Raw genomic sequence first — 22,106 nt, 5'->3', positions numbered from 1 at the left:
TTGGTGCGGGTCATGACGAGGACGGCTTCGCGGAGCGGGGCGTCGAGTCGGACGACCGGGTTTTCGTCGCCGGTGTGCATCAGGTCGCCGACCTTGGTCAGCAGGCGCCGGCCGAGCGAGCCGCCGGGATGGTACATGGCGAATTCCTCCGCCTTGAAGCCGCGGGCTTCGAGCAACACCATGGCCAGGGTGTCGCCGAGGGCGAGCATGGCGGTGGTGCTGGCGGTGGGGGCGAGGCCGAGGGGGCAGGCTTCGCGGCGGATGGCGAGGGCGAGGGTGACTTCGGCGTGGCGGGCGAGTTCCGAGTCGGGGTTTGAGGTGACGGCGATCAGGGGAACGCCGACGTGCTTGAGGTAGGGGATGATCCGCAGGACCTCTTCGGTCTGGCCCTTGTGCGAGAAGGCGAGGGCGACGTCGTCGGCGGTCATCATGCCGAGGTCGCCGTGGATGCCTTCGGCGGGGTGCATGAAGAGGGCGGGCGTGCCGGTGGAGGCGAAGGTGGCGGCGACTTTCCGGGCGACGTGTCCGGCTTTGCCCATGCCGGTGACGACGACGCGGCCCTTAACGCCGAGGATCAGTTCGACGGCGCGTTGGAAGCTCCCGTTGAGGACGGAGGTCAGCCCGGCGACGGCTTCGGCTTCGAGTTCGATCACGCGTTTGGCGCTGGCGATGTAGTCCATCTTACGCTCCGGCGGTTTTGAGGAGTTGGGCTTCGGCGGCGGCGGTCCACTGTCCGTTTTCGAGTTTGGCCGCGACGGAGGGGAACCGTTCGTCGAGTTTGGCCAGGGGGATCAGCGGCACGTCGTGGAGCATGGGGTAGACGATGATTTTTCCGGCGAGGGTGCGGTTTTCGACGGCGGCGATGCCGTCGGCGGCGCCGGCCATGCCGGAGATCGCGTCGACGGAGCAGTCGGTGTCGAGGCGTCCCTGTTCCATTTTTTCGAGGACGATCTTCATATCGCGGATGACCGAGCCGCTGGTGCCGAACATGAAGCAGCGGTTGGCGATGTAGGCGTCGAGGTCGAGCTCGTGTTTGACCGGAGCGGGAATGCCGGCGAAGATGTTGATGAGGCAGCGGTCGGCGCTCGAGCGGATGGCGTCGGCGACGAGGGCGGGCACCGGGGCCATGAGGGCGAAGTAGGTGAAGGTCTCGTCGAGTTTTTGTTTTTGCGGGTTGACCATGCGGAGGGTGGCGCGGTTGGCGTCGGCGAGCGGCTGGGCCTTACGGCGGAGGGATTCGAGGCGTTCCTCATCGAAGTCGGTGGCGACGAGGGTCAGGTCGGGGACGCCGGCGCAGACGTCGCGAATGACGTGCATCTGGCCCATGGGTCCGCCGGCGCCGACGACGATCGCCTTTTCGCCAGGCCGGAGCTCGCCGGTGGCGGGGATGGATTCGTAGGACGTGGCGGCGCTGGCGCCGGTGGTGCCGATCCATCGGGTCATGCCGTAGTGGACGCGTCCGACGCCGACCATGACCGGCTGGCCGATTTTGTGTCCGGCGAGGACGATGTTGATGATGCCGTTGGGCGCGAGTTTGTCGTTGAGCGATTCGATGGTGGCCTTGTCGGAGCCGAAGTAGACGATGTCGTCGAATTCGGTTTCTTCGGCTTTTGGGATGCCGAGGGCTTCGACGGCTTGACGCTGCTGCGGTTCGGCGCAGGCGCAGGTGACGGAGGCGGGCTTGCCTTCGGCGGCGAAGGATTCGGCAAGGCCCTGGATTCTGCGGCCGGCGTCGGCGACGACCAGGAGTCGACCGGCGGCTTTGATGGTGCGGCGTTCGGGGCTCACGTAGGAGTCTTCGACGCAGGCCCACGGTTCGACGAGGGCGACGGCTGAGGCGCCGAGGTTTTCGCCGACCGGGATGAGGAATCGTTCGCCGCTGCCCGGTTCGATGATCATCCGTTCGTCCATCAGGACGTATTCCTGCAGCGCGCCTTCGAAATTGTATCCGAAAGCGGCGTTAGAGCCGGCGGCGGTGCGTAGCCATCGGTAGTCGGTCTGGATGAGGCAGCGTTCGCCGACCTTGTGGCGGGTGACCTTCTCGCCGACGGCGACGATCCGGCAGACGCCTTCGTGGCCGGGCACAGTGGGCTTGGTTCCCGGGACGTAGCTGGGAATTTCATCGAGGACGCGCGGTTCGATGCCGCGGACGACCTCGCCCTTGCGGGCGTGCTCGGTGAACTGCTTGAGGAGCTTAAGGTCGGAGAAGCAGAGGCCGACCGCTTCGATTTTGGCGACGATCTGGTGCGGGCCGGGCTGGTGGACGGGTTTTTCGCGGTTGAGCGTCAGTTGGCTCGGGCCGACCAGTTGCACGGCGTATTGGGTTCGGGGCAGTTGGCCGCCGACGGGAGATGCTGTCATTATGCGTTCCTTTTTGGACTGTTCGTCATACTTTTGGACAAAATGCGAATTATACTCATCGGGCGACGGGGCCGCCAGTGATCGGTGGTGCGTCGGTGCGACTTCCCTTTGGGATGGCACGGAGCACGCGGAACACGCGGAGGGACGAGGGAAGAAGCCAGGAGTCAGAATGAAGAAGACTCAGATTGGTGCGTTCGGAGGACGCCTCCTACCATTAACCGCGTGTTCCGTGGCTGTCTTCTTTTGGAGAAGAGGAGGCGGCTGCGTTCGTCGCCTGTGAGGATGTCAAAGAACCGGGATCGGGTGTTCCGTGGAGACGGTCAGCTCAGCATGACCTGGCCGCCGGTGACCGGGACGGCCTGGCCGGTTTCGTATTTCTGGTCCATCAGGTAGTAGATGGCCTTCATCACGTCGGGCGTGGTGCATCCGCGGCCCATCGGGACTTTGGTTTCGTAGGCTTTGCGGACGTCGGCGATGGTTTTGGCGCCGGGCACCTTGCCGGTTCGCAGGTACTGGACGAACAGGCCGTTGTTCGGATCGGACCACAGCGGGCCGTCGAAGAAGTTGCCCGGGCAGATTGAGTTGACCTTGACGCCGTCCTCGACGAGTTCGAGGGCGAAGGACTGGGTCAGTCCGATGCCGCCGAACTTGCTGCCGGCGTAGGCTCCGTTGCGGTTGGATCCGACGAGGCCCGACTTGGAGTTGATCTGGATGATGTCGGACCAGAGGGACGGTCGGGCCAGGTGCTGGACGGCGAGGATCGGGGCGGCGTGCTGGACGCAGAGGAAGTAGCCCTTGTAGTTGACGGCGGTGACGAAGTCGAAGTCCTTTTCCGGCTGATCCTTGACGCTGCCGGCCTTCAGGACGCCGGCGTTGGAGACCAGCAGATCGAAGCCGCCGAAGCGGCGGATCGTCTGATGGAAGGCCCCGGCGATCGACGCGCCATCGGTCACGTTCATGGCCAGTCCGACCGCCTGCGGCCGTTTGGCGGCGGCGTTGATTTTTTCGGCGGCGGCGGCGACGCCTTCGGCGTTGATGTCGGTCAGGACGACGCAGGCGCCCTGGCGGACGAGGTCTTCGGCGATTTCGAAGCCGAATCCCTGGGCGGCGCCGGTGACCACGGCGACCTTGCCGACGGCGCGGCCCTGTCGGCGGGCCCCGGCGGAGATGGCCCGACGGTAGGCTTCGACCTCGCCGTGCTCGATGAAGTTCCACTCCTGGAAGCTCATGGGTCGGATTTTGCCGAGGCGTTTGGCGCCGGCGGAGACTTCGATGGCGTTGCGATACAACAGCCTCGCCCGCTCGGACCCGGTCAGATCCTCCGCGGAGGCGAACATGCCCGCGCCTTCGACGAGGACGACGTTGGGCAGGAAGCCGTACTGCTGCTGGTAGGCGTTGATGTCCTTGCGCAGGCGTTCGACGAGTGCCTTGGGCTCTTCGTCGCCCGCGGCTTGGAACCAGAGCGGCAGCGGTTTGCAGTAGACGATGTGGTCGGGCGTGAGCGGGCCGGCCAGCGCAGCGGATTTGCCCTCGGCCCCGCCGACCAGTTGCATCACCATGTCGGTATCGTCGAAGTTCACCAGCCGCAGGGTCTCACCCTCAGCCAGCAACGCCCGCAGCGCCGGGCCGATGACGTTGACCAGCTTGCGGACCTTGTCGGCGTCGAGGCGCTTGATCGGTCCGAACGGTTCGGCCGACGGCGTTTGGTCGAGGCGCTCCCGCAACTTGGCCATCACCTTATCGAAGCGTTCGCGAACTTCCTCGGCGGTGTCGCCGCAGACGATATAGCCGTGGTTGCCGATGAACACGCCGTCGGGACATTGGCGGCCGGTGCGTTTGGTGTAGTCCCGCATGGCTGCGTACAGCGTCTGGGCGAGGATAGGACCCGGTTCGGTGTAGGGTATCCAGAGGACCCGGTCGCCGAAGAGCTCGTCGCAGATCTTCTGGCCGGTTTCGCAGCAGGTGTAGACGTTGACCAGCGTCGGATGGACGTGGACGACGAACTTGTTCGGCATCATGTTGTGCAGGACGGACTCGACCGAGGGGCGTTGGCCTTTGTCGGGGCAACAGCGGGCGGCCAAGACCGCCTCTTTGTAGCGTATTTCGCGCACGGCTGGGTCTTCGCCCAGGTCGCTGGCGAGGATTTGTTCGAGGTCGGACCGGTCGAGTTCGACGAAGCCGTCGGCGTCGATGTCGGCCAGCGCGCAGCCGCTGCCTTTGACGAACAGGCGGTCGCCGATTTTGACGGAGGTGTTGCCGCCGCCGGCCAGGACGTAGTCGCCGTTCGAGCCGTAGTAGCGCGACAGCTTGATGATGATATCGAGGTCGCTGTCGGTGGATGCGAAAGTGGGCCAAGCGGTTTGGGAACCCATCGGTCTTGTGCTCCTTGCTTGAGGCGTTCGCGGTTGCTGCGTTCGCCTAACCTTTGAACTTGTCCAGGTACTTGCCGATCACGGCGCGTCCGAGGGCGGCGAAGGCGGCGATCCGCTCCTCCGCCGTCGGATAGTCGCGATTGGGCCGGCCCGTTTCGTCCACGAAGCCGGTCTGGTCGTGGGTCAGGAGGAACTGGTGGGCCGCGACGACGCACGTGCCTTCCCAGAAGATCTCCTCGATCGTCTCGGGCACGGGCTGGCCCTTGACGCACTGCGGTTCGATCGGCAGCAGGTCGAGCGTGTTGTGCTCGGTGCCGGCGGTGATGACGAGTCCCGCCTGCCGCATCGGCGCGACGTATTTTTCGAGCATGGTCGGCTCGTTGCGGATGGGGACGAATTCGGCGCAGTGGATGCCGTGCTGGCGGATGTTGTCGATCAGCTTGGCCACCGGGTCTTCATATTCGCAGATCGGCGTGACGCCGTCGGCCAGCGTCGGATAGCACGGGATGCCGCCCAGCTCGAGGATCAGCGTGCGGGCCTGATCGAAGTCGACGAAGCTTTCCGCCACGAACGCGGGCTTGCCGGCCTTCATGAGCTGCGAGCGGATCTCGCCCTGGACCTTGACCGAGTCTTCCGGACCGGACTTGGCGGGCGAGCCGAAGATTTCGGTGAGTTTGGCCTGACGCGCTCCGGCGGGAACCTTGGCGAAGAACGCCTCCTGGAAGGCCTGGGCGACGTGCCGTTCCTGGAGCGTGACGTGCTCCGGCGAGGATCCGTGGCGGCGGACCACCATGCCGATCACCTTCTGCTCGTCGAGGCCGGTGGCGACGTCCGCGTCGGCGAAGAGTTTCTCCAACCGGCCGATCATCTCGGCCATTCGCCGCTGATCGTTGCCGCGGATGGTGCCGAGAATCTCATGGGCCTTGGCGGTGGGATTCTCGAAGCGGGTGATGCCCTTGGCGCAGATGTACATTTTGCCCGGATTGCCCGGATCGTTGATCCGCACGCCGGCGCGGACCAGGTCGTCGATCAGGCAGATGATCTCGGTACCGAACAGCGGAAAGATGCCCGCTTCCTGCGTGCGCGCGACAAACTCGGCGTAGACGCCGAAGTCGTAGTAGTTGGTGGCGCCGAGGGCGTCGATGCCCTCCTTATCGGCCAGGTCGACCGCCTGTTTGACGCTTTCGAAGGCGGAGAAGTTCGGGGGCAGATGGATGTGGGTGTTGGACTTCGGGCGGATCGAGGGACCAAAGCCGCGTTGGGCCAGGGCCCGCAACTCGTCCACCGAACCCAGTTCCCGTACCGTCGCCAGTGCGTCGTTCGACATGGTATTCCTCGTTGAAGCCGCTTGTTCGGCGCGCCCGCTGTTCGTCTTATACTTTGGCCCGGACGACCTTGCGCGGGGCCATGTGGAGGGCCATGCTCAGGGCGTCCTCCGCCCCTTCCTTGAGGCCCTCGCTGATCGTCGGATGGGCGAAGACGACTTCGGCCATCTCTTCGACGCTGACCTTCTCGTGGAGCATCGCGCCGGCGGCGGCGATCACCTCGGTGACGTTGTGGCCCATCATGTGCACGCCGAGCAGTTGGCCGGTTTCGCGATGGCGCACGACCTTGACGAAGCCGTCGCGATCGCCGACCGCCATCGCCTTGCCCAGCGTTCCGAGCGGGAAGTTGCCGACCGAGATGGGCAGGCCCTGGTTGCGGGCCTCCGCGGCGGTCATGCCGACGGCGGCGATTTCCGGGAAGGTGTAGATCGTGCTGGGGATCGGGGCGTCGAAGGCCTTGTCGGCGCCGAGGGCGTTTTCGACCGCCGTCACGCCGTGGGCCGAGGCCGCGTGGGCGAGCAGGCAGCGCCCGTTGGCGTCGCCGATGCAGTAGTAGCCCTTGACCGGCGTTTCCATCTTTTCGTTGACGCGGATAAAGCCGCGTTCGGTGGTCAGGCCGACGCTCTCGAGGCCGATGTCCTTGGTGTTGGGCCAGCGTCCGGTGGCGACCAGGACCTTGTCGGCTTCAATGGTTTCACCATTGCTCAGGACGGCTTTGATGCCGTTGCCGGGGGTTTCGATGCCCTTGACCGAGGTGTCGGTGTAGCACTTGATTCCGCGTTTTTTGAAGGCCTTTTCGAGTGCGGCGCCGAGGTCGGCATCCTGGAAGGGCAGCAGGTGCGGCATCATCTCGACCACCGTCACCTGGACGCCGAACGGCTGAAACATGCAGGCGAACTCGCAGCCGATGACGCCGCCGCCGACGATCAACAGCCGCTTGGGCAATTCCTTCCAGTGGAGGCCTTCGTCGCTGGTGCAGACGAGTTGCGGATCGGTCGGCCAGTTGGGGATGCGCGAGGGCACCGAGCCGACGGCCAGGATGATCTTGTCGGCGGTGAACTCGGTCGTCTTGCCGTCGTCGCCGGCCACCGCGACCTTGCCCGGGCCGTTAAGGGTGGCCCGGCCCTGGTGCAGCGTCACCTTGCGCGACTTGAAGAGCGCGCCGATCCCGCTTCGCAGCGTGCCGACGATCCGGTCCTTGCGGCCCTGAATCCTGGTCCAGTCGAATCCGACTTCGCCTTTGACGTCGATGCCGAGTTCCGCGGCGTCCTGGATGTGGTGCATCAGCTCGGCCGAGGCGAGCAGGGCCTTGGAGGGGATGCAGCCCCAGTTCAGGCACGTGCCGCCCAGGTGGGATTTTTCGACCACGGCGCACTTGGCGCCCATCGCGCCGGCTTTGAGGGCTGCGACGTATCCACCGGGACCGGTGCCGATGATCGCGATGTTGTAATGCTCAGCCATGAGAGACTCCTAGGCCAACTGGGCGGGCCACTCCAGAATTTCCTTGAGCCGGGCCATGAACTTGGCCGCCAGCAGGCCGTCGATCACCCGGTGGTCGCAGCTTAAGGTCATGGTCATCACGCGGCCGGGCCGGAGGGTGCCGCCACTGACGATGACCTCTTCACGGACGGCGGCCACGGCCAGGATCGCCGCCTCGGGCGGATTGATGATCGCTGAGAACTCCTCGACGCCGAACATCCCGAGGTTGCTGATGGTAAAGACGCCCTTGCCCATGTTTTCGATCTTGCCGCCGCGGGCCTGCTCGGCGAGCCGGCGGGTTTCGAGGGCCAGGTCCTTGAGTTTCATCTGGTCGGCGGCGACGACGACCGGGACCACCAGGCCGTTGTCCAGGCCCACCGCGATCCCGATGTTGGCGGTTGGAAACTCCATCAATGCGTCGCCGTCCAGGCGGCTTCGGAACGCGGGGAACTCCTGGATCGCCTTGGCGCAAGCCATGACCACCACGTCGTTGAGCGAACAGCGGTACTTGGCCTTTTCGCCCTGGTAGAAGCTCATCAGCGGGTCGGCGTCGATGGTCGCCCGCATGTAGAAGTGCGGGATGTTCTGTTTCGAGGCCAGCAGGTTCCGGGCGATGGCCTTGCGCATCGCACTCATGGGGCGGCGGACGACTTCGCCTTCGACCACCGGCTGCGGGGCCGGAGCCGGGCGGGCGGCCGGGGCCGTCGCGGCTGGGGCCGACAGGACGTCCTGCGAGAGAATCCGTCCGCCGGGTCCGCGTCCCTGTCCGACGGTGGCCAGATCGACGCCCTTTTCCCGGGCGACGCGCCGGGCCGCGGGCGAGGCCTTGATCCGTCCTTCAGCGGTGGTCGGGGCCGACGCGGCAACCGGAGCGGCCGCTGGGGCCGGGGTTTGGATGGCCGGTGCTTCGGCCGGGGCACTCGGCTGTGCTTCGGCAGCCGGGGCTTCGCCGCCTTGGGAGGCGATGAAGGCGTCCACGTCGGCATCGTTGTCAGCCAGGTAGGCTACCGGGGTCAGGACGGCGGCGGTATCGCCCTCGCCGATGACGATCTTGGAGAGTCGGCCGGCGTCGACGGCTTCGACCTCAATGACGGACTTGTCCGTTTCGACTTCGAAGATGATGTCGCCCTTGTTGATCTGCGTGCCCGGCTGGACCTTCCAACTGACGATGGTGCCTTCTTCCATAGTCTGTCCGGCCTTGGGCATCAGGACGGGGGTGACGTTTCCGGCGGGAGTGGCGTTGGACACGGCGTGTGCCTCCTTTGGCTGGGCGGCAGGTTTTTCCTGCTTGGCGTTCTTTGCTGCTGCTTTTTCATCAGAAGAGCTTATCGTGGCGAGGGCGTCGCCGACCTTGACCGTCTTACCCTGGGAGCAGAGGATTTCAGCCAGGACGCCAGCCTTGGCTGACTCAAGCTCAACTCGCATATTTTCAGTATCTATGATAGCGAGGAGATCCCCCGGGCTGACGGGGTCGCCGGGTTTTTTCAGCCAGCGGACGACGGTGCCGTCTTTGACCGCCGGGCCGGCCTGGGGCATGGTGATGGTGTGCATGGGGCTACCAATCCTCCAGAGGGTCCGCGACGTTGCGTGACCGAATCCGAGAATATGAAAGAAAAGCCTTACAGTCAAGCAAAAATGTTGACTTGGTTATTGCATTTTGTGCTCAATTGTTGTCTGATATATGACAGAGTTCAATCATTCCAGGACCATCATGAGCCTGACGACCCAACAGCGCTGGGACCGCATTCTCTCGAAAGTCTATGAGCGAGGGCATGTTACGGTCAAGGACATGGCCGGCGAGCTGGCCGTTTCGGAGGCCACGGTACGGCGTGACCTGCGGTCGCTGGCCGACACCAACCGCATCGAGTTGGTCTACGGGGGGGCGACGCTGCCCCGGAACGTGGATTACTCGTTCGGGTCCAAGTCGGTGCGGAACGTGGAGGCCAAGCGGGTGATCGGCTCGCTGGCGATCAAGCTGATCAACGATGGCGATCAGATTTTCGTGGATTCGGGGACGACGTGCTTTGAGTTGGCCCCGCTGTTGAAGCGCAAGCGCGGGTTGTCGGTGATCGTCAATTCGGTGCGGCTGGTGGGGGAGCTCAACGGGACGCCGGGGCTCAGCATCATCACCCTCGGCGGCCAGTACCGCAGCGACCGGATGGACACGATCGGCCCCCTGGCGACGAGCACGTTGGATCAGCTTCGCGGGTACAAAGCGTTTCTCGGGGCGGACGGGTTGAGCATGGAGTTTGGGGTGACGGCGGCGGACATCGAGAGCGCGCACCTGTATCGCATGGCGGTGCGGAACGCCCGGGAGTCTATTTTGCTGGTGGACCACGCCAAGTTTTTGAGTCCCTCGCTGTTCAAGATCGTGGAGTGGGACGCGATCTCGCGGGTGATTACGGACAGCGAACCGCCGGCGCCGTGGCGGGAGTTTTTGGATTCCCACGGTATCGAGACCATCCATCCGAGCTCCGGACCGGCTGAGGCCGAATCCGGAAACGGTTAAGAACGATCAGAACAGACGGACAGGAGTTCAGCAATGCCCAAGAGTATGGTGATCAATCCGACCGAAGCGCGTCAGCCGGGGTACGTCGAGTTTTCGCCGATCCCGGTCAACCAGTACAACCGGAGCGTCAAGGACGAGCTCAAGCGGTACGGCAAGGACGACCTGTTCCGCATCCAGCGGGACATGCTGGTGATCCGCATGTTCGAGAACATGCTCAACGAGATCAAGCTTCGCGGCAACTACGAAGGCATCGAGTACAACCATCGCGGTCCGGCCCACCTGTCGATCGGGCAGGAGGCGGCGGCGGTTGGGCAGGCGTTTCTGCTGACGGTAGACGACCACATTTACGGCAGCCACCGCAGCCACGGCGAGATCCTGGCCAAGGGCCTCTCGGCGATCCAAAAGCTCGACGACAAGACGCTGATGGAGATCATGAAGGACTACTTCGGCGGCGACTGCCTGAAGGCGGTGGAGAAGGACGCGCAAGGGTCGGTCAAGGACCTGGCCGTCGATTACCTGATCTACGGCGCGCTGGCGGAGATTTTCGCCCGCGAGGCTGGGTTCAACAAGGGCATGGGCGGTTCGATGCACGCGTTTTTCCCGCCGTTCGGCATCTACCCGAACAACGCGATCGTCGGCGGCTCGGGCGACATTTCGGTCGGAGCGGCCCTTTACAAACACATCAACCATAAGCCGGGGGTGGTGATCTGCAACATCGGCGACGCGTCGGCCGGCTGCGGACCGGTGTGGGAAGGGTTGTGCCTGGCGACGATGGACCAGTTCAAGACGCTGTGGGACAAGGAGCATCGCGGCGGGCTGCCGTTGATCATGAACTTCGTGAACAACTTCTACGGCATGGGCGGTCAGCCGGTGGGCGAGACGATGGGCTTTAAGGTTCTGGCCCGGCTTGGCGCGGGTCTGGCGCCGGACCAGATGCACGCCGAGCGGGTTGACGGCTACAACCCGCTGGCGGTGATCGACGCGATCGGCCGCAAGAAGCAGATCATCGCGGACGGCGACGGGCCGGTGCTGCTGGACACGCTGACGTACCGGTTCAGCGGCCACTCGCCGTCGGACGCCAGCTCGTACCGCGAGAAGAGCGAGGTCGAGGCCTGGCAGGACGTGGACCCGATCAAGACGTACGCGGGCTCGCTGGTGCAAGCCGGCGTCTGCAGCGAAGCGGAGCTGGAGAAGCTCAACCAGCACGTGGCGGGCTTGATCCTCAAGGCGTACAAGAAGGCGATCGACCTGGAGGTTTCGCCGCGGGCGGACCTCAAGAAGGTCAACTGCTTGCTGGAACGGACGATGTTCTCGAACCAGAAGGTCGAGTCGATGGACCCGGATCGCAAGCCCGAGGTCCTGATGAGCAAGGAGGAGAACCCGCGCGTCCAGCAGCTTGCCAAACGGAGCCGGTCGGGCCTGGACGAGAAGGGCCAGCCGCTGCCTAAGACCCGCTGCGTGGGCATTCGCGACGCGATCTTCGAGGCCATCCTCGACCGGTTCTACGTCGATCCGACCCTGGTGGCGTACGGCGAGGAGAATCGCGATTGGGGCGGGGCGTTCGCGGTGTACCGCGGGCTGACGGAGGCTTTGCCGTATCATCGGCTTTTCAACACGCCGATCTCGGAGGGCGCGATCGTCGGTTCGGCGGTCGGATACGCGCTCGAGGGCGGGCGGGTGATCGCGGAGCTGATGTACTGCGACTTTATGGGCCGGGCGGGCGATGAGATTTTCAACCAGCTCTCCAAGTGGCAGTCGATGTCCGGCGGCTTGCTCAAGATGCCGGCGGTGATCCGCGTGTCGGTCGGCTCGAAGTACGGCGCGCAGCACAGCCAGGACTGGACCGCCCTTTGCGCCCATATTCCGGGCCTGAAGGTCGTCTTCCCGGCCACGCCATACGACGCGAAGGGCCTGATGTTCTCCGCGTTGGTCGGCACCGATCCGGTGATCTTCTTCGAGAGCCAGCGGATCTACGATCAGCCGGAGCTGTTCCGCGAGGGCGGCGTGCCGGAGGGTTACTATGAGGTGCCGATCGGCGAGCCGGACGTCAAGAAGACCGGCAGTGATCTGACCTTCCTGACCGTCGGCGCGACGCTGTATCGCGTGCTCGACGCGGTCAAGGAACTGGAGGGCAAGTACGGCGTTTCGTGCGAGGTCATCGACGCCCGGTCGCTGGTGCCGTTCGATTACGCGAAGGTGCTCGAGTCGGTCCGCAAGACCCGCAAGATCGTCCTGGCCTCCGACGCCTGCGAACGCGGCAGCGTGCTGCAGACGATGGCGGCGAAGATCGCCCAGCTCGCGTTCGACGATCTGGACGCCCCGCCGGTGGTGGTCGGCGCCCGCAACTGGATCACGCCGGCCGATGAGGTCGAGGACGCGTTCTTCCCGTATCCGTGCGACATTCTGGACGCGGTTCACGAGCACGTCCTGCCGCTAAAGGGCTACCAGAGCCAGCGCGAATGCGGCGAGGATGACCTGCTCCGGCGGAACCGGCTGGGAATCTGAGAAGACAGGCACGGAACACGCGGGAAAGGCCTATTGCCTGCCGACAGGAGGCGGTCAGCCTGCGCCTAGTTGGGTCAGGCGTTGGCGGGCGGGCCGGTTTTGCGGGTCGTGCTGGAGCATGGCGCGGTACTGTTCGATGGCTTCCGCTTGCCGGCCCAGCCGTTCGAGGGCCACGGCGAGCATGTAGCGGTATTGGAGGTCCGCGGGATTGAGTTCCACGACGCGGGTGCAGCATTCGGCGGCCCTGGCGAAGTGTTCGGCGGCGCGTTTTGGCTGATTGGTGTTGGCCAGGGCCAGGGCGAGGTTGAAGTGGGCCAGTCCGCTGTCCGGTTCGATGGCGACGGCCCGCTCGAGGTGCTGGAGCCCCCGTTTGGCGTCCCGTTGCCGCATCAGGGCGACGCCGAGATTCACGTGCGCATTGGTGGCATCGGGATGATCCGTGACGACGCGCTCGAGGTTCTCGACGGCCTGCTGCGTTTTGCCGACGGCCAGCAGGCTGGTGGCGAGGGCTTCACGGGCTTTCTGGTGCGTGGGGTGTTCGTCGAGCAGATCCTGGAGGATCTCGATCGTCTGGAGGTGATTGCCGCTTAGCTGATGGGCGCCGGCCAGATCGAGGCGGACGCGGAGGGCGTCCTGCGGCAGGGTGTTGGCGAGGGCGGCGGTGAGGTGCTCGACGGCTCCAGCGGGGTCGTTTCCCGCGTTGGTCAGAAAGCCGGCGCAGCGCAGGCGGAGAACTGGATCATCGGCATGCGCCTCGATCGCGGCGCGGTAGACGGCGGCGAGGCGGTCCCGGTCGGGCGGCTGAGCGCAGTTCGCCAGTTGTTCGATCCTGGCTTTGAACTGTTCCAGCCGCTGATCGTTGTAGAGCTGGCCGCTGAACGGGGCCTTCTGGAGTCGCGCGTGCATCTGGCGGGCGATGAGCAGTTCCTCCCAGTCGGTGTAGGCCAGGGAGTCGCGGCACCAATCCAATGAAGGGATCGGGTGCTGCGACTTTCGTGGACGCTCGTTGTCGGCCAGGACTTTTTCCATCGCGACGGCCAAGCGCCGGGCGATTCGGTAGTTGCCATCGAAGGTGAAATGCACGTGATCGACGAAGAGGTCGTGAGGCCGGCTCGCGAACATGGCCTCGGCATTCTCGGCTTCGACGTCGACGAGTTCCACGGCGTCGAGGGTCTCAGCGACGTTTCGCACAGCGGCGTTGATGCGGCTGTCGGCACGGAATCGCAGGGCGTCGAGGTCGCGGGCGGCCGCGTATTCTTGCTGTGCGGCGGGATGGTCGCCTGCGGCTTGGAGGCACTGGGCGATTTGGAAACGCAGTTCGGCGAAGGTCTCATCGAGCTGCGCCGCTTGGCGGTAGAGGGCGAGGGCGGCTTGATGCTCGCCGCGGTCGCAGGCGGCAGCGCCGGCGTCGCGGGCCTCCTGCCAGCTCGCCCGCTGAGCGTCGGTCAGGTCCGGACGGTGTGAGGAGGCGAACGGCGGGCAGTGGGGAAGGTTGGTCCAGACGGTGCACAGCAGCACGCTGGCGCCGGCGTTCTGTCCGGCCCGGCAGATGTCGATGAGGTTGCGGCGGTAGTGATCGTAGACGGCGGGCATGCGCGGGTCGTCGAGTCGCACCTGGCGGTCGGTGAACATCTCCATGCCCTGCCAGCGGTCGAAATTACCTTCGCCGGCTGTGGCGTCGGCCGGTCTGGCCAGGAGTTGGCCGAGCCTGGTTTTGCGGGCGGCGATGCTCGAACGGATCACGGCGAGGCTGTCGAGTTGTTGCATGAGCACGGTGCCGGGTCCGAAAGGTCCGACCACCTCGTTGTTGCCGAGGTAGACGATGAACACGTCCGGATCGAACCGTGCGCAGTCCCTGGCGATCTGGTAGACGACGTGCGAGTTGATCGCGGTCACGCCGGTGTTGATGACCTCGAAGGTGACATCCGGATACTGCCGGGACAGCATGCGTTCGAGAATCCGCGAGAAGCCGAATTCCGGAACCGGATCGCCGAGGGCGGCTGAGGCGCCCAGGACGAAGATGCGGCACGCGTCCTTTTGCTTGTCGGTGGGAAAGACGAAGGGGGTTGCCTGGCGCTGCAGGGCGCTCGGGAAGAACAGGAGGGTGAACTCGGAATTGGGGGCCTGGACGCTGCGGCCGCGAAATTCCTGCTCGACGGTGAAGGCGGGCGCGAAGCCGAATCCGGCGACGCGCAGGGTGAGTTCAACTGCACCCAGGACCGCGAGCGGCACGGCCACCATGGCCAGGATGCGAAAGGCCCACAGCCGCCGCTTGGAAAGCGGTGCGTTCCTGGCGGGAGCGGTTTGTGTTTTGGTATCGGGCATGGCAGTAACCGCCGGTTAGAAGAGGGGATAGAGGAACGGGGCCAAGGCGGTGCCGCTGAGCATCACCAGGCCGCCGAGGACCAGGATCACGATGAGGATCGGCAGCAGCCACCACTTCTTGTTGTGCCGGAGAAAGGCCAGGAACTCCAGGAGCAGATTGGTCCGCCGTTTGGCGGCGTGATTCTGGAACTGGCCGGCGGCGTTGTCGTTTGTCCTGTTACCCAACGGAGGCCTCCTGACCCTGTAAGCTAGAACTGCCTGAAGTACCGTTCCACCTCGTCCGGGCTGCGATGCGGCGTCCAGTAGGTCGTGGCTTCTGGATCGAATCGCCGGTGCAAGGCGTCGCGGCCGATGATCCGGAAGATCAGCCCCACCGGCGTGATTGCGCCGAAGAAGATCGCGGCCAGAATCACGTGGCCCAGCACCCAGCCGATCGGCCACGTGACCAGCGTCAATCCCAGGTACACGATGCGCGCAGCCGGCGGCGAAAGACGTGCGAGGACAAACATCGCAACGCCGGCGGCGACGATGGCGGCCGCCGGCACACCCGGCAATCCCTTCCAGGCGTGCAGGACAATCGCCGCGACCACCGCCATGACCAGGCCCGCGAGCCCGAAGGATCGCAGTTTGCGCGGTGAAGGTTTCCAGTCTATTTCGATCACGCTCATCGCGGCGCCTCAATCGGGGTCGAACCGGGCCAAATACTCATCAATTCGGTGTTCCTCCGCATCGGGCTGCTGCGACTTGAGCAGGAGCTGGTTGTTGAGCACCAGCGCATCCATGTTCGTCGCCATGAAGCAGCGGTACGCGTCTTCGCACGTGCAGACGATGGGCTCGCCGCGGACATTGAAACTCGTGTTCACGATCAGCGGACAGCCCGTCCTGTCGCGGAACCGGCGGATCAGGCGGTAGTACCGTCCGTGGCGGTTCGGGTCGACGGTCTGGACGCGGGCTGAATAGTCCACGTGGGTGATTGCGGGGACTTGGCTGCGGACGGTTTTGAGTTTGTCGAGTCCGATCCGGTGGTTGTCGCGCGGGTCGACGGGGCAGCGCCGGTCGTGGCGGACGGGCGCGACGAGGAGCATGTAGGGGCTGTCCTGACCGGGGGTCACGTCGAAGTATTCATGGACGTGCTCCCGCAGCACGGACGGCGCGAACGGCCTGAACGACTCGCGGAACTTGGTTTTCAGGTTCATCACCGACTGCATCTTGCGGCTTCGCGGATCGCCGATGATGCTCCGCGATCCGAGGGCCCGCGGGCCGAATTCCATGCGTCCCTGGAACCAGCCGATGACCTTTTCATCGGCGATCATTTCCACGACGCGGTCGATCAGTTGGTCCTCGTCGTCGATCGTCTGGTAGACCGCGCCGACGCGGTCGAGGTAGTTGCGGATTTCGGCGTCGCCGCAGGATGGTCCCAGCAGCGAGCCGCGCTGGGCGTCGTGCGGGTTGGCGTCGCGCGGGTTGTCGAGAAGCTGATGCCAGACGAACAGCGCCGCCCCGAGCGCCCCGCCCGCGTCGCCGGCGGCCGGCTGAATCCAGATGTTCTCGAAGGGTCCCTCGCGCAGGAGGCGCCCGTTGGCGACGCAGTTGAGGGCCACGCCGCCGGCCAGCGTCAGGTTCTTCATGCCGGTCAGCGCGTGCAGACGGCGGACCTGGCGGACGATGATCTCCTCGGTCACGCTCTGGATCGAGGCGGCCAGGTCCATCTCCCGCTGGGTCAGGCGGGTTTCCGGCCGGCGAGGCGGTCCGCCGAAGAGCCGGTCGAAGGCGGGAGTGGTCATCACGTCGCTGTGGCAGTAGCCGAAGTAGTCCATGTTGAGGCGAAAGGAGCCGTCCGGCTTCAAGTCGAGGAGTTTTTGGAGAATGGCGTCGCGATAGACCGGCTGGCCGTACGGGGCGAGGCCCATCAGCTTGTACTCGCCGGAGTTGACCCGGAATCCGGTGAAGAAAGTGAAGGCCGAATAGAGCAGTCCCAGCGAGTGCGGGAATCGCAGTTCGTGCGTGATGCTGATGCGGTTGCCGCGGCCGTGACCCATGCTGGCGGTGGCCCACTCGCCGACCCCGTCGATGGTCAGGATGGCGGCCTCTTGGAAGGGCGACGGAAAAAAGGCGCTGGCGGCGTGCGATTCGTGATGCTCGGGAAACACGTAGCGCCGGCGATAGCGTCCGCCCAGCGCCCGGTCCATCTCGCGCGGCAGGTGGAGTTTTTTGTGCAGCCACAGGGGCAGGCCCATCGTGAACACCTTGAACCCCCACGGCGCGCAGGCGAGGTAAGTCTCCAGCAGGCGTTCGAATTTTGCCAGCGGCTTGTCGTAGAAGGCCACGTGGTCGAGTCGCCCGGCGTCGATTCCCGCTTCGCGGAGGCAGTATTCGACGGCGTGGGAGGGAAACCGGTGGTCGTGCTTCTTGCGGGTGAATCGCTCTTCCTGGGCCGCCGCGAGTATTTCGCCGTTGCGAAGCAGCGCAGCGGCGCTGTCGTGATAGAAGGCTGAAATCCCGAGTATAAAGGTATCGTCTGCCATGTCCGGTTCGATGGCGTACCGTTCCACGGATTTCCGGTGGGTCTGCGCGGACCCTGATTCCCTTGCTTGCACGCGCCCCACCGCTGTGAGGTGCGCACGGCAATTCGACTGGTATCAACTCATCGCGGCCACGCGTCGTTTGGAGGAGACGCCCTGCTGAATGACATGACCATGCGACGCTTGCCACAGGCCGCTACGGCTATCACGTACTACTATATTCTTCCTCGTCCATTCCGTCAAGGCATTGGCCGCTTGACCGGATTGAGGGGTTTGAGGGTCTGTTGGTTGGCGAGGATCAGGGGCTCCGTGGCCATGGTGGGTGGCGGCGACGCGGCCAGCGGGAACGTGTGAGCCGGGGCTGTACGCTGTTAACTTACGGGTCAATCGGGATGGCAGGGGGTGGCGGCGAGGTCTGCGCGGTAGCGGGTTCGCAGGTCGTCGATGGGGATGAGGCGGTCGTCTTGTTCGTAGTGCCAGAAGTGCCAGCCGTTGCAGGTTGGGGCGTTTTGGGCGCGGGCGCCGGCGGCGTGAATGGAGCCGCGGAATCCGTTGAGGATGAGGCTGCCGTCGGCGGCGACGGTGGCGGTGTGGGTTTTGTCTTTGGAGTGGAGTTTCTGGCCGGGTTGGAGCAGGCCGTGTTCGAGCAGGGCGCCGAAGGGGATGCGCGGCTCGGTGCGTTTGCTTGGGGTTGTGAGCAGTTCGTCATCGGCGGTTGACGGCTGAACGTCGGCGATTCGTTTCCGGGCCACCTCGACGTAGGCGGGTTCCCTTTCGATGCCGATCCAGCGGCGGTTGAGTTTTCTGGCGACGGCGCCGGTGGTGCCGGAGCCGAAGAAGGGATCGAGGACGACGTCGCCGGGATTGCTGGCGGCGGTGATGATCCGGTAGAGGAGGGCCTCGGGCTTCTGGGTGGCGTGGGCCTTTTTGCCGTTGACGGCGCAGCGTTCCCGGCCGGTGCAGAGGGGTATTTCCCAGTCGCTTCGCATTTGTTTTTCGTCGTTGAGCATCTTCATCGCGTGGTGGTTGAAGGTGTACTTTTTCTGGTCCCTGGATTTCTGGGCCCAGATGAGGGTCTCGTGGGCGTTGGTGAAGCGGACGCCGCGGAAGTTGGGCATCGGGTTGGTTTTGATCCACAGCACGTCGTTGAGGATCCAGAAGCCCAGGTCCATCATGATCCGGCCGATGCGGAAGATGTTGTGGTAGCTGCCGATCACCCAGATGGTTCCGGTGTCTTTAAGGGCGCGGCGGCAGCCGGTGAGCCATCGTTCGGTGAACTGGTCGTACTGGCGGAAGTCGTCGAACTTGTCCCACTCGTCGTCGACGGCGTCGACCCTCGTGAGGTTGGGCCGCCAGAGCTCGTGGTGCAACTGGAGGTTGTAGGGCGGATCGGCGAAGATCAGATCGGCGCTGCGTTCGGGCAGCCGCTGGAGGATATCGGTGCAGTCGCCCTGGAGTATTTGATCGACGGGAAGATTCATAGACCACCCTTCCACTGCAAACCAACCGTCATGGTACAGTCCGGCTGGACGAATCCATTGTAGAGCATCGGCGGCGGCAGGCCAAGAGGCGATTCGGCGTCGCGGCCTTTTGGAAAGGCGCGGGTGCTTGATTTGGCGGTTCGGGCGGGTACAATGGCCATCTTGTTTGTTTGCAGGCATTAACGAGAAGGAGCGGTTTTATGTCGTTCGAGCGGCTCGTGCATTTGGACTTTAAGGGCATGCCACCGAGTTCCAAGCGGCTGGTGGAGTTGCCGGGTTTTCTGGCCTCGCTGGGCGTGACGGGCATGCTGGTGGAGTGGGAGGACACGATTCCCTTCCGGCATTTTCCGGAGATGAAGCGGGACTACACGTATTCGCCGAAGACGGTGCGTGATTTTCTGGCTGCGGCCAGGAAGGCGAAGCTGTCGGTGATTCCGCTGGTCCAGACGTTCGGGCATCTTGAGAGTTTGCTGGTGATTCCCAAGTACCGCAAGCTGCGCGAGCGCAAGGATGACCCTCGCGATCTGTGCCCGCTGCACCCGGAGTCGGGCGAAGCGGTGGGGCGGATGATCGACGACGTGCTGAAGCTGCACGAGGAGTTCGGGCTGAGCCACTTCCATCTCGGGGCCGACGAGGTCTGGTCGCTGGGCACGTGTGCCAAGTGCCGCCGGTACGTCGCGGAGCACGACAAGGCGTCGCTGTTCCTGTCGCACATGAATCCGATCATCGATCGGGTCAATGCAGCCGGCGTGCGGGCGATCATCTGGCACGACATGGCCCGGAACTGGCCGGTTTCGCAGCTCAGGCAACTGGCGGGCCGGGCGGACCTGATGTTCTGGGGTTACTCGCCGGATCCCAAACCGCTTTTCGCGTTTGTGGCGCCGCAGGACATGCGTCGGGCGGCGAAGGCGGGACTGGAGTCGTGGGGCGGGTCGGCGTACAAGGGGGCATGCGGCGTGGACGCCAATCGTCCGATCGTGGCGAACCGGGCGGAGAACAATCGCCTGTGGCATCAGACGGCGCGGCAGTACAAGCTTCGCGGGGTGGCGATGACCGCGTGGTCGCGCTACGGCACGCTGCTGACGTGTTCGGAGCCGATCGAGTCGAGTTGGGACAGCCTGATCGTGTGCAACCAGGCGCTGATGCGCGGCCGGTATTCGGTGGATCGCGATCTGAAGGCGGCGTGGAAGCGGCTGTACGGCACCGACTCGCCCGAACAGGGGGTCAAGCGGAACGAGCGGCTGTGGCGGGCCCAGGAGGCGGTGCAGCAGCTCGACACGTGGTGCCGGCACTTCGACAGCCAGACGCTTCCGGCGGGGCGGCTGATCTGCCCGAAACTCTGGGGCGAGGCGCGGGTCAACGTTTTTGAGGTCCGCAAGTACCTGGACGGCGGGGTCCGGAGTTTTGAAGAGATCACACCGTCACTGATGGATTTCCGCCGGGCGTTCCGCGGGCTGGTGATCGAGGCTGAGGCGGATCGGTTCTGGTCCAGCCGGGTGGAGCCGCGACGGTTGATGTGGCGGGCGTTGGCCGACCGGATCCGGAAGCTGGCCAGGGAGTAGCCGCGAAAAGCGACGGTTCCGGGCGGATATGGTAGAATATAGAATAGACGGACGCCGCGCAACGCGGACCGGACGTGGTCGGGCCTGATGTGAAGGGAGCGCGCGTGATTCTGTTCAACGCCGACGATAAGCTCAAGTTTATCGGCTGTGAGATCATCTACCGCGAGGCGTGCAAGCTGGCGGCTGAGAGTCCGCTTCGGGTGGACGTGGAGTTCTTTCCCAAGGGCCTGCACGACCTGGAGCGGACGGACATGCTGGCCCGCCTGCAGGAGGCGGTGGACCGGATCGGTCGGGAGGCTGGGTATCGGGCGATCCTGCTGGGTTACGCGCGGTGCAACGACGGGCTGGCGGGCCTGACCGCGCGATCGGTTCCGCTGGTGATTCCCAAGGCCCATGACTGCATCACGTTTTTTTTCGGCAGCCGCTCGTCGTTTCAGCGGTACTTTGACGCCCACCCGGGCACCTACTACCACACCACCGGCTGGATGGAGCGGGACAATCCGGAGGTCACCGGCTCGCAAGGGGTGATGTCGAAACTCGGACTGGATCAGGATTACGAGCAGCTCGTCGCCAAGTACGGCAAGGAGAACGCGGACTTCATCGCCGAGACGATGGGCGGCGGGCTGCAGCACTACGATCGGATCTGCTACCTGGAGATGGACGTGACGGACGAGCGGGCGTTTATCGAGCGTTCGCGCCAGGAGGCGGAGCGCAACGGCTGGACGTTTGACTTGCGAAAGGGCGAATGGTCGCTGCTGGAGCGGCTGTTTCGGGGCGAATGGGAGGGCGGCGATTTTCTGATGGTTCCGCCCGGCCATCGGATCGTGGCCCGCAACGACGGTGAGGTCCTGGGGGTTGTGAAGGACCGGGAGGACGCCGATGCGGCTTAAGAGCAAGGATGTATTCGTCGAGACTCGCGGTCAGGGCAAGCGGACGGACGCCCAGGCCTTTTACACGCGTTCAACGGGCGTGGAGAAGCTTCGCTACGTCGGCACGACGATGCGGAGCGACACGCTCGATACGATGGAGCGGTACTTTTCATCCGACAACGGGCGGACCTGGTCGGGCCCCGAGCAGATCGCGTTTATCACCTCGACGCCCGAGGGCATTCGGCGGGAATACGCCCAGCCGGGTTTCGTCGATCTGTCCACCGATCGCCTGGTCGAGCTGGTCCTGGTCGGGACGCTGCCGTCGGACGACCCGCTGGAGGGTCTCAAGAGCTGGCACCTGGACTACCGGGTTTCGACGGACGGCGGCCGCACGTGGTCGGTTCGCGAGCAGGTCATCCAGAAGGGCGACTGCACGCCGGAGCATCCGCTGGACTGCGTGTGGATCGGGCGCAACAGCGTCATGGTCGGCGACACCACGTGCCGGCCGATCCGCACGAGGGAGGGCCTGCTGCTGTTTCCGGCCCAGATCACGCCGGTCGGGCGGGACGGGGGGTACGTCAATCCCGGCGGCGGCTACACCTACCACGAGGGCGTGGTGCTGATCGGCCGGTGGGCGGACGGGAACCGGATCGAGTGGGCCGTTTCGGCGCGGGTGGCGATCGATCCGGCGCGATCGACCCGCGGCGCGATCGAGCCGACGTTGGCGGAAATGCCGGACGGGCGCATCCTGATGGTCCTTCGCGGCAGCAACGACGTGAAGCCCGAGTTGCCCGGG

16 protein-coding genes are annotated in these 22,106 nt (G+C 64.8%); 5 read left to right on the top strand and 11 right to left on the bottom strand.

The window, feature by feature from the left end:
• The 6 genes from GXY33_13895 to GXY33_13870 all read right to left on the bottom strand — a co-directional run.
• On the bottom strand, window positions 1-680 hold a 680-nt coding region (locus GXY33_13895; protein ID NLX06226.1), incomplete at its 3' end, for a KpsF/GutQ family sugar-phosphate isomerase.
• Window position 681: 1 nt separating this feature from the next.
• Window positions 682-2,361 (bottom strand): alcohol dehydrogenase catalytic domain-containing protein, encoded by a 1,680-nt coding sequence (locus GXY33_13890; GenBank protein NLX06225.1) that lies wholly within the window; start codon window positions 2,359-2,361, stop codon window positions 682-684.
• 320 nt (window positions 2,362-2,681) lie between these two features.
• Window positions 2,682-4,733 carry an SDR family NAD(P)-dependent oxidoreductase gene (locus GXY33_13885; GenBank protein NLX06224.1) on the bottom strand — a complete coding sequence of 684 codons (2,052 nt, stop codon included), beginning with the start codon at window positions 4,731-4,733 and terminating at the stop codon, window positions 2,682-2,684.
• Between the two features lie 46 nt (window positions 4,734-4,779).
• Entirely contained in the window at window positions 4,780-6,060 is a 1,281-nt protein-coding gene (locus GXY33_13880) for a hypothetical protein (GenBank protein NLX06223.1), read from the bottom strand.
• Window positions 6,061-6,106: 46 nt separating this feature from the next.
• Window positions 6,107-7,519, bottom strand: coding sequence for a dihydrolipoyl dehydrogenase (gene lpdA / locus GXY33_13875; GenBank protein NLX06222.1), 1,413 nt, complete (start codon window positions 7,517-7,519; stop codon window positions 6,107-6,109).
• Window positions 7,520-7,528: 9 nt separating this feature from the next.
• The gene (locus GXY33_13870; GenBank protein NLX06221.1) at window positions 7,529-9,088 is read right to left on the bottom strand and encodes a biotin/lipoyl-binding protein; all 1,560 of its coding nucleotides are present in this window, start codon (window positions 9,086-9,088) and stop codon (window positions 7,529-7,531) included.
• A gap of 160 nt (window positions 9,089-9,248) precedes the next feature.
• Here GXY33_13870 and GXY33_13865 point away from each other — a divergent pair, with 160 nt between their 5' ends.
• On the top strand, window positions 9,249-10,046 hold the full coding sequence (locus GXY33_13865) for a DeoR/GlpR transcriptional regulator (protein ID NLX06220.1): 798 nt from the start codon (window positions 9,249-9,251) through the stop codon (window positions 10,044-10,046).
• A 33-nt stretch (window positions 10,047-10,079) separates the two neighbouring features.
• The gene (locus tag GXY33_13860; protein NLX06219.1) at window positions 10,080-12,551 is read left to right on the top strand and encodes a dehydrogenase; all 2,472 of its coding nucleotides are present in this window, start codon (window positions 10,080-10,082) and stop codon (window positions 12,549-12,551) included.
• 54 nt (window positions 12,552-12,605) lie between these two features.
• Here the strand turns inward: GXY33_13860 and GXY33_13855 are convergent, their stop codons facing one another.
• The 5 genes from GXY33_13855 to GXY33_13835 all read right to left on the bottom strand — a co-directional run bounded on the left by GXY33_13855 (window position 12,606) and on the right by GXY33_13835 (window position 18,879).
• Window positions 12,606-14,876 carry a tetratricopeptide repeat protein gene (locus tag GXY33_13855; GenBank protein NLX06218.1) on the bottom strand — a complete coding sequence of 757 codons (2,271 nt, stop codon included), beginning with the start codon at window positions 14,874-14,876 and terminating at the stop codon, window positions 12,606-12,608.
• Window positions 14,877-14,891: 15 nt separating this feature from the next.
• Window positions 14,892-15,101 carry a hypothetical protein gene (locus GXY33_13850; protein ID NLX06217.1) on the bottom strand — a complete coding sequence of 70 codons (210 nt, stop codon included), beginning with the start codon at window positions 15,099-15,101 and terminating at the stop codon, window positions 14,892-14,894.
• A 23-nt stretch (window positions 15,102-15,124) separates the two neighbouring features.
• Complete coding sequence (locus tag GXY33_13845) at window positions 15,125-15,544, bottom strand: hypothetical protein (GenBank protein NLX06216.1); 420 nt, start codon at window positions 15,542-15,544, stop codon at window positions 15,125-15,127.
• A gap of 9 nt (window positions 15,545-15,553) precedes the next feature.
• Window positions 15,554-17,401 carry a carbamoyltransferase gene (locus tag GXY33_13840; protein ID NLX06215.1) on the bottom strand — a complete coding sequence of 616 codons (1,848 nt, stop codon included), beginning with the start codon at window positions 17,399-17,401 and terminating at the stop codon, window positions 15,554-15,556.
• 380 nt (window positions 17,402-17,781) lie between these two features.
• Window positions 17,782-18,879 (bottom strand): site-specific DNA-methyltransferase, encoded by a 1,098-nt coding sequence (locus GXY33_13835; protein ID NLX06214.1) that lies wholly within the window; start codon window positions 18,877-18,879, stop codon window positions 17,782-17,784.
• Window positions 18,880-19,079: 200 nt separating this feature from the next.
• On the opposite strand from GXY33_13835, the gene GXY33_13830 reads away from it, so the two are divergent.
• The 3 genes from GXY33_13830 to GXY33_13820 all read left to right on the top strand — a co-directional run.
• Entirely contained in the window at window positions 19,080-20,441 is a 1,362-nt protein-coding gene (locus GXY33_13830; protein NLX06213.1) for a family 20 glycosylhydrolase, read from the top strand.
• 104 nt (window positions 20,442-20,545) lie between these two features.
• The gene (locus GXY33_13825; protein ID NLX06212.1) at window positions 20,546-21,331 is read left to right on the top strand and encodes a DUF1638 domain-containing protein; all 786 of its coding nucleotides are present in this window, start codon (window positions 20,546-20,548) and stop codon (window positions 21,329-21,331) included.
• The coding region (locus tag GXY33_13820) for an exo-alpha-sialidase (protein ID NLX06211.1) at window positions 21,321-22,106 on the top strand (786 nt) is incomplete at its 3' end. The genes GXY33_13825 and GXY33_13820, both read left to right, overlap by 11 nt.

It is taken from the genome of Phycisphaerae bacterium, from assembly GCA_012729815.1.
Lineage (GTDB): Bacteria > Planctomycetota > Phycisphaerae > JAAYCJ01 > JAAYCJ01 > JAAYCJ01.
The sequence above is the reverse complement of the archived record's forward strand: the minus strand, read 5'-3'. Positions and strand labels throughout refer to the sequence as shown.

Coding starts and splice junctions, on each gene's coding strand:
- lpdA (NLX06222.1), bottom strand. CDS start 7,519: ATGGCTGAGCATTACAACATCGCGATCATCGGCACCGGTCCCGGTGGA.
- GXY33_13890 (NLX06225.1), bottom strand. CDS start 2,361: ATGACAGCATCTCCCGTCGGCGGCCAACTGCCCCGAACCCAATACGCC.
- GXY33_13855 (NLX06218.1), bottom strand. CDS start 14,876: ATGCCCGATACCAAAACACAAACCGCTCCCGCCAGGAACGCACCGCTT.
- GXY33_13880 (NLX06223.1), bottom strand. CDS start 6,060: ATGTCGAACGACGCACTGGCGACGGTACGGGAACTGGGTTCGGTGGAC.
- GXY33_13845 (NLX06216.1), bottom strand. CDS start 15,544: ATGAGCGTGATCGAAATAGACTGGAAACCTTCACCGCGCAAACTGCGA.
- GXY33_13840 (NLX06215.1), bottom strand. CDS start 17,401: ATGGCAGACGATACCTTTATACTCGGGATTTCAGCCTTCTATCACGAC.
- GXY33_13830 (NLX06213.1), top strand. CDS start 19,080: ATGTCGTTCGAGCGGCTCGTGCATTTGGACTTTAAGGGCATGCCACCG.
- GXY33_13885 (NLX06224.1), bottom strand. CDS start 4,733: ATGGGTTCCCAAACCGCTTGGCCCACTTTCGCATCCACCGACAGCGAC.
- GXY33_13835 (NLX06214.1), bottom strand. CDS start 18,879: ATGAATCTTCCCGTCGATCAAATACTCCAGGGCGACTGCACCGATATC.
- GXY33_13865 (NLX06220.1), top strand. CDS start 9,249: ATGAGCCTGACGACCCAACAGCGCTGGGACCGCATTCTCTCGAAAGTC.
- GXY33_13860 (NLX06219.1), top strand. CDS start 10,080: ATGCCCAAGAGTATGGTGATCAATCCGACCGAAGCGCGTCAGCCGGGG.
- GXY33_13870 (NLX06221.1), bottom strand. CDS start 9,088: ATGCACACCATCACCATGCCCCAGGCCGGCCCGGCGGTCAAAGACGGC.